Annotated in this window: 5 protein-coding genes; 4 read left to right on the forward strand and 1 reads right to left on the reverse strand. The window is 36.1% G+C overall.

Annotated features, from left to right (window positions below):
* The first annotated feature begins 787 nt into the window (after window positions 1-787).
* The 4 genes from acsn021_RS04970 to acsn021_RS04985 all read left to right on the forward strand — a co-directional run bounded on the left by acsn021_RS04970 (window position 788) and on the right by acsn021_RS04985 (window position 8,603).
* On the forward strand, window positions 788-1,402 hold the full coding sequence (locus tag acsn021_RS04970) for a DUF4231 domain-containing protein (protein WP_184090563.1): 615 nt from the start codon (window positions 788-790) through the stop codon (window positions 1,400-1,402).
* Between the two features lie 477 nt (window positions 1,403-1,879).
* Window positions 1,880-2,221, forward strand: a complete 342-nt coding sequence (locus acsn021_RS04975) for a hypothetical protein (RefSeq protein ID WP_184090566.1) — start codon at window positions 1,880-1,882, stop codon at window positions 2,219-2,221.
* Between the two features lie 33 nt (window positions 2,222-2,254).
* Complete coding sequence (locus acsn021_RS04980) at window positions 2,255-5,626, forward strand: P-loop NTPase fold protein (RefSeq protein WP_184090569.1); 3,372 nt, start codon at window positions 2,255-2,257, stop codon at window positions 5,624-5,626.
* Complete coding sequence (locus tag acsn021_RS04985) at window positions 5,613-8,603, forward strand: amidohydrolase family protein (RefSeq protein WP_184090571.1); 2,991 nt, start codon at window positions 5,613-5,615, stop codon at window positions 8,601-8,603. The genes acsn021_RS04980 and acsn021_RS04985 overlap by 14 nt, the downstream gene beginning before the upstream one ends.
* Before the next feature lie 172 nt (window positions 8,604-8,775).
* Here acsn021_RS04985 and acsn021_RS22985 read toward each other — a convergent pair whose 3' ends face one another.
* A complete protein-coding gene (locus tag acsn021_RS22985) occupies window positions 8,776-12,780 on the reverse strand; it encodes a S8 family serine peptidase (RefSeq protein ID WP_184090574.1) in 4,005 nt (1,334 codons plus the stop codon).
* Window positions 12,781-12,954: the final 174 nt, after the last annotated feature.

Genomic DNA, 12,954 nt, shown 5'->3' on the forward strand with positions numbered 1-12,954 from the left:
TGGTGGTATGATTTCTTCCGGTTTTCTACGTATTTGTTAAAAAAGTGTTCTTAAAATGTGAAAAAATGTATCTTTTTAACAAAGCCTGTAAGAGGTAACATGGTATTACACAAAGTAGTCCTGCAGGCATTCTTTGTTAAATTTGGGTATTATAATTCTGACTAGTTCCTTCACAAATTAGCCATGAAGTAATTATCTATACTATAATCTTTGAGGAGGAAGTATTGGAAAAAAGAAGTAGAGAGCTTATCAAACATAATGTAAAGGAGTTTTAAAAAAGCGGAGGAAGGAGATATGGTAACACTGTAATAGACTTTCTAAGATCCATGGAAAGTAATGAAATAAATATTATGAGATTAGTAACTTGTACTACACTTTTATTTTAATAATGTAAAAACATCCAAAAATAATGACATCCAAAAATAAAGACATCCAAAATAAACATCCAGTAAAAAAAATATATAAAATGATTGTCTGAAAATCTCCTCTTTCTGCTGTTAGGTATGGGGGAGATTTTCTCAATGAGTTACGACAGATAGTTTTCTCAATTAAAAATTACCAAGAAGAGTCTTCTCATAGTAGAATTAAAAGAAATTCTTGTATGTACTAAAATTTCTATTGCTTTTCTAAAGGTTATATTCTAAAATAATTTTATGGGAATAATTTACTTAATACATAGTTAAAAGCCTGTTGAAGAAAGTTACTGACATAAGACACAGTGATGAATACATCTAGTATAAAATAAAAAGTCAATTTCGCGTGCATTAAGAGCTAAGGGGGGAGAAGCTTGGGGTACATAGAAAAACTTGTGAATGGGTTTGTTAATTCCAGCATAAAAAATAGTTGGGGCAGTTATAAGGGGAGTAAAGATATTACCTCTCATGAAAAAGATTATGTAGTCAAAATGCTTGATTTTATTGAAAAAGATAGTATCCGTTTTAGAACCAGTAATCTTTTAAAATGGTATATTGATAAAGCTGAAAGCAGTAAAAGAATGTACTATATATTTAACATTACAGCTTTGATATCCAATGCAGCCATACCCATACTGGCACTTTCTAATAACAACGGTGAAGCCAAGATTTTTGTAAGTATTCTTGCTGCAATTGCCGGGGTTTCTTTATCTATAAATAATCTGGGGCATTATAAGGAGAACTGGACGAACTACCGGAAGTGTGCAGAGGGAATAAAACAGGCAGTTTCTGTCTATAGCATAAAAAAAGAAACCTATCTTACTCTTAATAAAGGTAAGAATGATTTAACGCCTGCCAATGAAAAGTACATAGTAAAATTAGAGCAAGAGCTTCTAACAGAAATTGATATGATTGTATCTTTAGAAGGAAAACGCTGGTTTGAAATCCATTCCAAGCAAGAGGAGGAAATGGACGCCAGTCAGCAATAAAGCTTGCTTGCCTGTTTTAGGAGGTGAATACAAAAATATATGTAATTCTACAACTGAAACCATAAGTTAATGCATCAATCAACATCTGCCATTTACCGAAAACAGGAAAAGCCCGGCTAAAATATAAAAAATAGAACAAAAACCTGGGGACAAATTATAATAAGAATAAGTTATCAGAAAAAAGGAATAATTACACACAGAGAGTAGATTGAAAGAAAACAATTTTAACTATCAAAGTAAATCTGCTAAAGCGGGCATAGGTATAAAGTCAACTAACTTTGGTGTAAAAAAGGATAAGCGGTTTGTTATTATCCTGACATTCTTTCACAATTGTATCATATAATAATTCTGAGATGTTCTGCAATCCTTGTTTTGGATGCCACTCATTTCGGGCACGCATTGCAATATATTTACAATTGTGCTACAATAAAAATAACTTGTCCCTTTAAAGGTAAGGTGTCAGAAAGGTTGATGCATATGAGTGCGGGAAAATCAAGTCAAAAAGCTTTTAAACACAAGGGGTATAAAACCAGTACTAAAAAAGGAATGAAGTCATGTGTTACAGGGGAGTGTAAACACAAAGACCAAACCATTCCTGCAAGAATAGTGAATGAAAACAGTTTACTTCAATATAATGATCAGTCCAAGGTACAGTTGCCGGTCTACATTAAGGAAATGGCACAGAATATTGATGTAATCAAAGAAAAAAGATTTATTCAAAACGAAAAGCAGAACAACAACCCATTGTTAAAAGCGATACCGGTTGATGAAGGAAAAGTTATTGAAATTCTAGGTTATGCAGTACTAGAAAAGAATTAAAATTTAAACCATATGAATGAAGGGGGAGTATATATGGGGGGTCTTAATGATAGGAATCAGGAATTTAGATATGTACCAAAGTATAAGATGGGGATAAAAATCTTAACGCAGAAACAGTTGGCAAATGTTTTTCCTACCTACGACAATCTATTTGAAAGATTAGAGAATCATAGGAATGAAATATTTACTAGCAAAGTATGGACAGATTTAGGAGAACGTTATCAGTACAATTTAATGTATGATAACGTTTTTTCAATATTTGGGAAACGGGGTACTGGTAAGACATCAGCTATTTTTACTCTAAAACACATGATTGAACATTCTGTAGAACATTGCTGTGATGTAGTATTCCCTATTATAATGCCTGAAATGATACCGGATAATGGAAACTTGCTAGGTTGGATTATGGCACTATTAGAGGAATCTATAAGCAGGATAGAAGAAAAAATAAAAGCAAAACGTAATATAAGTACAGAAAGCAGCTTTTTTGATAACTGCCGATTTAATACGAATAATCCTTTGCGCAAGCAGTATAACTCTTTATGTGAACTATGTTTTTCTCAAAGCTATAACCCAATGGGGGAGACCTCCTTTTATGATGCTATCGGCAATTCGGCACAGCAGACAAAGAACAGCTATGCCTTTGCCAAAAATATTACCAGATTCTGGACAACCTTTGTTGAAGCGGTTATGGAGGCGAATGACATAAGTATCCAGATAGAAGCAAAGCAGCTGCCACTGCTATACTTCATCTTCGACGATGTGGATTTATCGCCGGACAAGGCAGAGCAGCTTCTTTCCCTGATAACCAAGTATTTGTCCCATCCAAATCTCATTGTGATTATTACAGCAGATGAAGAGATGTTTTTGGAGGTCTTAGAAAATAACCTGAACAAAAAAATCGGCAGAGGAAATACAGGGAAGGAGAACTGGGAAGTCATTCATTATTATGAATATCAAGAGATGGAGCAGGCAGTTACCCAGGAAAGAAGCAATAACATAGCTGCTTTATACCTGAATAAAGTGTTACCCCCTGCCAACAGTTACTATCTGGACAAATTCCTGGATTATAAAAAGAAAAGACAGTTTATCAATAAAGACAATAATCTGGAAATTGAACTAAATCAATTGTTAAACCGTTTCATTGGTCAGGAGAATGAAAACGGTAAAGAGAATTTTTTATATTATAAAAATAATTTTATCAGCTTTTATCTCGCTTTTTTCGGGGATACTTCAAGACAACTCTCCAACGGTTATTTTATCTTGGAGGAGCTAATACAAAACCTCATTCATGAAAGTGAGGATTATACAAGAACAGGTAACACTCTACTGCTTCTTTCTAACGTGTTTCATCAGATAAAACATTTTTTATATAGTACACTACATGCCAATAACAGCATAGACATACCGATTGGAGAGATACAGCCTTTGGTCAGTAATTTATTTATGTATGAATATAATCAGTGGAAACTATATCTTAACTTCAGTTATCTCAACAAAAGATTTCATGAAATATATGCTGAACTTGTGAATAAAGGAAAACTAAACAGCCAGATACAGCAAAATCTTGCGTTATATGCACTGCTGTTTTTTACAGAGAACTTGCTGCTAATACTAAACCGGAAATTAAACGGAAAACTTAATCCGAAAGGAAAGCAGCTGCATGGGTATAAAGAAATAACTAATTTTATGAACCGCTATCTGTTCAATGGAGCAATACTAGTAAGCGAAAATTGGGATAAATCCTCGGGATATTTTTTCTATCACTATGAGGAACTCATGCAGAATAATGTACTAAGGGCCTATGCAGATATATTTGAACCTAATTTTATGTATTCTTATCTGCATTGCTTTTCCCTAAAGGTGGAAATTGAAAAGGAGATTACCAAAGCCCAGCTGGTGGATTGGTATCTACAGGATAAACAGTGGCTGTTAACAATTACAAAATTAATATATATAGCATATAGCAATATATATTTAATCGATCAGAATTGTTTAGAGCAGGTAGGGATTGCTTTTCGAATACGTTGTTCTTATTTAAAAACCATTGAAAAAGACATTACATGGTTTGTTGGAAATTATCTGGAGGGCTATGACTTTGTAGAAAAATCAAGAGAATTATTAAATAACAGTCCGTTATATCTGAGTGAATTTACAAAAAGCATGGAGAATGAATCCAATGTAAGAGATGACTTTTGCAGAATGGTAAAGAACACCTTATTTAAAGAATCTAAGAATATGGTGACCTTAACCAATGTCGCCAATTTTATTAACGAAACTTTTTTAGATGATGACAATATGTTTACTAATATAAGCTTATTCTTAAAGGAAGACAGTTTGTTTCAAACTGGTTTTAATTTTTTAGACAATATTCGTGCCAACCGTATACTATTGAATTTAAAGTCTGATTTAATTACACTAGGTGATAATTTCTTATATATAATTGTTATTGATACGGAGAAATTCATAGAAGGCATAACAATATTGCGGTCCTTAAACTACAGTAATTTCAATGTACGGTTAGAACCTTATATAGAGGCCTTAAAAGGGAAGGAAAACGGTGCGGTTATTAATAAACGTGAGCTTTATGCCATACTGGAGGATGTGAGAAATTATCTGCTTAATGTTCGAAAAAATGATAGAGATGCAGTTAATTCAGAGACCTATGTGGTAAGCGTAGAAGCTTTTCATGACATACTGGACAGCCTTGACTATGGGGTAAATCCAGGTAATCTGGATAAGGCAATTGAATTTGTTATGAAAACCGAGTTGTATAAAGCCTTTATTCCACTATTCTTAAGTAGTTATGTCTTGAATTCCCATAAAGACGAGCATCTTCTCTCCTATGAGGAATTACGGTACATTACTGCAATGGATACTGGACAGGCTGACAATAAAACAGAACATTATTATTATAAACTCTATCTGGAATTATGTAGTCTTCTAAAGGAAGAAAACTCCCTAAAAACCCAGGAGGAGGACGAGATTGTCCGTATTGAGAGTATAGACAATATGGAGAATATTGAAGTCATTACCTCCATACAGGAAATAAAAGAAGGAGAGCATGAACCGAAGGCAGATAACGCAGAATTAACTAAAATAGAAATACCAAAAAAAGAACCAGTAAGGATACAGGAGGAAGATAATTCAGGAGGTAAAAACAAAGAAGCAAAAATACAGGAGAAATCTAAGAGAAGGAAGCTGCTTAACCGGCATATTGATAATACTACCACGTTACATGGTCAACTGGTGCAAGAGCATAAGAAAGTCCCTACAGAAGGAGAAGGTGAAAAATGGGAATATATGGGCAAGGAGTTTACCGATACCATTAAAGATGCCATGCAGGATGCCATTAACCAGTACTACGCAAGAATAATACGAGGGATAGAGGATGAACAAATATAGGATAAACCAGATTTTAAGTATTTTATTAATGCCTTATATTAATATGGAATTCTATGAAAAGGACAATCTGGCAGAGTTAGGAGTCAGATTCTATCATTTGTATCATACGGAAATCGGAAAATATACAGAACGAAAAAATTATAACAAATTATATGAAGATGCCAGGCAGCAGTTAATGGAATACATATGTACAAAAAGAGAATTTCGGCCGAAATCTCTGGATGATGTGTTTTTATTACTGGAACTATATTATCCCCAGAATGAACTAAGAAAAGAGGTTGCAGCTTATCTTAACCAGTATCCGGAAAGTAGTATGCCGGAGAATGGAGTGTATTGTTATTACATAAAAAATCTTTTTAAATTATCGAACTCATTTTTAACCTTCCGGGACGGAGTAATTGCTATCCGCACTTGGAAAAACAAATACTCGCCTGCCTTTAAAGAAGATATACTGGGAGTCAGCAGAGCCTTTGATAAGGTAGAGATGTGGAATTCCTTAAGCCGGATAATGGTTCCGGACGTATTGATTGCAGCTTTTTTTGTACTTTCTGATTTGGATATGCAATACCTTTATCAGCAGACCGGCACTATATCACTTGCAGATAAACTCTTATGGGAAATTCTGAAAAAGGGAGTGGCAGAAACACATCTTCATATGAATGCAGGTTTTGATTACAATTCCCTTTGGTTAAATGAAACCAATCCCTATACTTGGCTTTCAATGGAATTGCAGATAGAGAAAAAGGAAATTTATTTATTACAGGGAATGATTTTCCGTATTCTTCTTGCCGAATATTTAACTGAAAAAGAGAGGGGGCTTGCTGATACTACTATTTTTTATTATATTCAAAGAACTTATGACAAAGAGCAAGGAGAAAAACTTATTGATATCCTGCTGGCCATGTATGAAGGAAAAATGCCCGCAGACATAAACTGGCGTATCCTCATAAAGGAATTGATAGATACAATTCTTAAGAAGGCAGAATGTAATTATACGAAAGAAACGAAGACGGATTTTTTGCTTACCACCTATTATAAAAATTATAAAAGCTATCAGACCTCTTCAGAACTTATATTGTTGTATCAGGCACTAAAATACTTAAAACAGGGAAAAGAAGATTACATACTAAATAAACTCTTTATCCAGTATATAAGAATAAAGAATGAGTATTTTGGTGCTATCTTACAAAGAAGCTCTGTTCTGGGCTTGGAATATTTCCAAAGATTCTTCAAACAATCAAAGCTTCATATGAAAAAAGCAAAAAGCCAAGAAGCTTTTATAAAGGCAATATTTAAAACACAGTTTCAGGTAGAAAATATTAAAAAAATAGAACTTCGGATTGCCCCAGATATACCAGAACAAAGTCTTAGAAGCAACAGTTTAGAAATTGCTGAAATTAAAAAAAGAATGTTAAAGCAGGTAAAGGAAATTCTATCAACCTATCGGAATTATATCTACGAGCTTGTATTTGATCCTGCTACCTATGAAGCACTGATAAAAGAGGAACGGGCAATAGGAAACTACTATAATATTCTTAAAAGGAATGAAACAAAAAAAGAACTGGCAGAAATACTTCTGCGAAATCCCGTTCATATTCCTACCATAGGTCTTGTATTTCATTTTATTAAAAGAAAGTCCACGGATAACATCTTAGGGGATGCCTGCTGGTTAAGCTACATAAATGGCAGTATGGGCTGGTCAAATCATAACCTGATTTGGAGGAGGCAATTACTCAACACTGCCTATGCCATTGAAGAAATGCGAAGTGAAGTTCCTTTTCTGAATCAATATATCGTCGGAATAGACGCCGCATCCAATGAAAATGATGCAGAACCGTGGATTTTTGCGCCGGTCTTTCGTACCATACGCTCCAAAACCTTAACCAAACCATTTATATTCCCCGAAGGAGGAACAGTTCCTAGTAAAATTCAGAACCTTGGTTTTACCTATCATGTAGGAGAAGATTTCAGACATGTTCTTTCCGGCTTCCGTCACATTGATGAGGTAATTGATTATTTTTATTATAAGACAGGCGATCGATTAGGACATGCGATTGCTTTAGGTGTGGATTTGGGGTATTGGCTAAGGGAGAACGAAATTGTAGCCATGCCCATATTAGAACACCTTGAGAATTTGTTATGGCTATGGGGAATTTTAATTTATCAGAATATAAAACTGCCGGTGAGTGCTGAGGCGGTAGAGGGACGGATTATGTTGCTGGCTAAACAGCTTTATGTCGATACTACCGGTATGAATGCATATATTCTCTATGAGGTATACCAAGATAAATTTCTGATTAATCAGGATGACATATTTCGTAAATATAAGGCGATGATAGACCATTGCAGTGATAATAAGAGCGAGGAGAATTTAAACTGCAAGGAGCGTTCTGTAAAAGAAGAAGGAAGCTACTTTTGCCGTGAATATGACAGTTGTTATGATAATGGAAATAGTTTCTTATGGAATAAGGAAAAATTATTATGTACGTATTTTTGCCCGGTGTATGAGGAACGGTATTCTAAAGTAATTTTAATTGATGCAGGAGAATTTAGTTATGAATTATTAACTACCATACAGAACCATGTCAGGAATAAGATTGAGCATCTGGGTGTCTATGTAGAGACGAATCCGACGTCCAATACTTCCATAGGTGAAATAGAAAGTATCTATAAGCATTATATTACGAAATTAAACGGAGTGGATCAGCAGACAGAGAATAAAAAATTACCCAGTGTTCTGGTTACGGTAAATTCGGATGATCCCATTGTGTTTAATACCAATGCAGAAAATGAGCTGGCTTATATTTATCATGCTTTAGTGTATGACGGGCACAGCAAAGAAACGGTTCTCAACTGGATAGATAAAATCAGAGAGTTCGGTATGTCCGGAAGCTTCATAAAAGGTGTTAAGGAGACGGGACAACTTATCTATGAATTAAATGAAATTCTATCTTCTATTGATAAATATTTATGCTGAGGCTTGCGCTGTATATCCGGGCTTAGCGGTACTACGTTCAGAAAGAATCAGGGTTATGTAAGAACTGCCATAGGGTAAGGCAATCTTTCATAACCCTGATTTGGTTATACAGGTCAGTAACAATCTCTATCAGAAACTGTATACATGAGTATTACTAAAAAGCCAAGAAGCATTACTTTATAATAACCTTATATTTTTGAGTAAGCTTTCCGGCTTTTGCTATTACATAAACAGTACCGGCTTTTTTTGCTTTTAATTTACCGGTTTTCTTATCAATCGTAGCTAACTTTGTGTTAGAAACACTGTATGTAATAGCGTCTGTCACACCGTTAGCTTTGGCAGTAAAGGTATAGGTTTTCCCAACCTTTAAGGAAGCGGTTTTCTTTGTAAAGGTAATAGAAGGCTTCTTAACCGTTACTTTAGTAGTAAAGGTTTTTGACTTTTTGTTAATCGTAACTTTTGTTGTTATGGTAGCGGTGCCAACTTTTTTTGCGGTAACTTTTCCTGTGGAAGATACAGTGGCTACAGACTTTTTATTGGAGCTGTAAGTTATCTTTACCGTATCTTTTGTGTTTAATTTTGGAAGACTCACCTTAATACTGCTGGTTTTTCCTACATATAGAGTTTCCTTAGTAGGACTAACCTTTACCTTATCAATAGGTGCTTTGGTAGGAGTAGGGGTGGCAGTAGGCGTAGCACTAGGGGTAGGAGTGGCACTTGGTGTAGGTGTAGCACTAGGTGAAGGTGTTGGGGTAGGAGTAGTTGGAGGATACCATGGCTCTCCTGGATCCGTAGGGTCTGTAGTTGGTCTTGGTGTTACAGTAGGTGTAGGAGTAGTTTCTTTTATTAAATCATATGTACCACTGTTCATGGCATAATCGTATACAGTTATGGATAAATCTTTTGCAGTTTTTCCGGCTAATCCTAAATCCGCAGGATCAATATCAATTGTTGAAGCGGTGCCTTTCTCAGCTTCATCAAGCAGAATACTGCCGACAGGTGTTGCAGGGTTGCTCTTATCAAATAAGAAAACGGCTGCTATGTACTGATTATCCTTCACTGTAATTTTGATGGTATTGTTTTTGGTAACCACATTTGTTAACACAGGAGCCTCTGTATCAATTGTAATAGGGAAAGATATGGTACTGTTTAAATTGTTCTGTGTAGGTGCATCATAGTCTAAGATTCCGCTTACTGTAAAGGTAACAACAGAATTGTTAGAAAGAGGTTTGTTGCTGCCATCCGTGCCTTCCCAGGAAGAGTTGCTAATAATGATTGGTCTGACAGCCTGGCTGGTAGAATTATAAATACTCTTTCTTGTGTAGGCTGAATCATCTGACAGGAGAATTTTGCCGCTGCTGTCCGTAATACTCCAGTTAAATTCTTTTGCATTACGTAATAAGCTTATTTGAGCAGCATCAAAACGATCAAATTCACCATCACCATTTGGGGAAATTGCTATTTTTTCCAATCCGGCAGCAGGATTATACGTATCATAATAGTTTTTGTAGAGATAAGGGTTGTATTCACCAATTAAAGCATAGGCATTTTCATCGAAAGGATTAACCCCTAGATAATTATTACCTCCATTGGTATATAAGGCATGTATTGTCTGTTGATAAGCTTCTAAATCATTGGCAGAACCGGTATCTAAGAGTGGTGCCTGTGTCCAGTCGCCGTAAAAACCGAGAAAAGGAATGCTTAAGTCATAATTGGTTTCCAGAGAATCTAAGTGTACAAAGCCGTCTATAAACTCTCCGTTTTCAAAAGTAGTATTTAGGTACTCTTTGGCGGTATCTGACAGATTTATGGTTAAGGTAACTTCCACATCGGAATAAGGTGCCACTGTAATAGAATCAGCTTCATTGATTTCTAAACCATCCACTTTTATGGTAGCACTTGTAAGATTGCTGATATCATAAGCACTTTCTAACAGAAGACCATAAGTATCAGTTTCCGTTAAGGTAGTGACAACTGGATCATAAGAAATAGCAGCATCTGTCACACTTCTGATATGGAAGGACTTTGTATACACACCTGTTTTTGATGCATCATCTCCTAAATGTAATTTTGGACGACTGTTTGCTTCATTGGAATCCTCAACATAAAGATACGCATCTGTCTTAATAGCATTATAAACATTTACAATACCACTGCCCTGTTTACGGGGAGAATAATAGGTGTTGTTTCCGTCTTTTGTGGGAAGGGCAGTACTCATTAATAAATTATTGGAAAGTTCCGCTTTTTCTGAATTGGTTAAAGAACCAAACTTATCAGTTGTATTTAAGTATTGTTTTACCAACGCAAAGGTACCTGCAATGTGAGGTGCGGCCATGGAGGTACCGCTCATGCTTGCATATTGGCTAAAAGGAACAGTTGAATAAATATTTTCGCCTGGTGCTGCAATCTCAGGTTTTAATTTTAAATCCGGTGTAACACCCCAGGAGGAAAAGCCAGAGGCCTGATTTGCTTTGTCATCCGGATAGGAACCCATATTTTCTGATATATGAAGAATTTTATCTGCTGCCTTTAATAAGGTAAGTCCATCTTTCTGGGTGATGGAAACAGCCGGAATCAGATAATCAGAGAGAGACATGTTAATAGTGCCGGCTTGGTTATTATAAACAATAATGCCAATAGCTCCATTTGCATGTGCATTTAATAATTTGTCATTAAAGTTGATGCTTCCTCTTTGTACCAAAGCGATTTTACCTTTTACATCAAGTCCTTCATAATCAGAAGGATTACCAGCGCCCGGTACAGGCACATAAGTAATTGCCCCGCCGGATACAGTAGAAAGGTGGCTAAAGTAAGGCTGAGTTGCGGCAGCAGTTTCATTGTAAAAATAGTCTTTATTCTCTACCTTAAAGGCAGCCGCATGGAAATAGGTGTTGATAACACTGGCAACAGAAGTGGACGCTGCATAGGTAGACGGTGAGCCAACAACAGCAGTATCAGGATTACTGCTAAAAGCAGCTCCTTTAAGTCCATTATTATAGGTACTGCTGTAACTATTACCCGCCGATACCGCTAAAGTTATACCTGCATCGGCAATTCTTGCATATACGTTAGATTCAGATTCACTGCCTTCTGAGGAGAAGCCGGAGCTTGAGCCAAGACTCATGTTAATAACATCGGCACCCAGAGTAACTGCATCATCCAAAGCAGCAACAATATCTTCTGTATAGGCTCCTGTATTACCTGGAATATCACTAAATACCTTCATAATCATTAACTGGGCCTCGGGAGCAACACCTGTTATCCCGTCCTCATCTCCAGCCGGAGCCGCAATAGTACCGGCTACATGAGTTCCGTGGTCGTTACTGTTAACAGTAACACCCTCTACAGTTGGAGTTACTTCGTTATCAGTATCCGCATAATCGTATGCATATGGTATCTTTGCGTTTACATAGGTGTCATTCGCGTTGCTTATGCCAGATTTTAGCGGACTGGTGGTACTGTCTATTTTATCCTGAATATCCTGTACGCCAAATTTAGGTTCTGCCGGATCCACTTGAAAACCGGTATGTCCGGTATCTAATCCCGTATCTAGAATGGCTACAACAGTGCCTTGACCCTTGTAATCTAAATCCCAAGTAGGGACAGCACCTACTGTGCTGGTACTGGTCTTCATTACGGGTTCTACTTTTTCATAATAGCCTGCCACATAAGCAGTTTTTACTGAGGCTAATTTGCGTATAGAAGCTAAAGAGCCATAATTGGTTTTTATGGCAAAGCCGTTCATAACACTTGTATAATGATATACAATTTCTGCTTTTGCTGAAGTTGTCTTTAATGCTGTAATATCACTGGCAACCTCAGTCTGTTGTTTGAGTAAATCATCTGATATTACCTCAGCCTCCGGAGTAAGGGCATACTCATCAAAACTGATGGTATCAGCAGCAAAAGAGGACATTCTTTTACTGTTATAATGATCTAGTAAAGGTTCATCATTTAACTCAACAATGATGGTTACCTGCTCGTCCGGTAAATGGATATCGGAAAGAATTGCTCCATCAACCGTATATTTTTTGATACCACTTGTGTCTTCAACTTTGGAAAAAGACTTCTTAGTACTGCTGTTATCTGGTACAGCAGCGAAAGTAACTAGATTTGCTGCAATGGTGGTAATTATCAGCATAATTGCCGTAAAGGCAGCAGTTATTTTTCTTTTCATTTACATCCCTCTTTCTTTATTCATTATAGTATCATTCCTATTTCCGCTTTTCTAGATATAACCATTGAATAACACCTCTGTGAGAGGTATGATATTGTCTCCAATTAGGATAATCCCTTCGTGATTACTCTTACAACTCCCCCTTTCTGTGGGAGACAGCATGCTTAATACTAA

Source organism: Anaerocolumna cellulosilytica, from assembly GCF_014218335.1.
In the GTDB taxonomy this organism is placed as follows: Bacteria; Bacillota; Clostridia; order Lachnospirales; family Lachnospiraceae; genus Anaerocolumna; species Anaerocolumna cellulosilytica.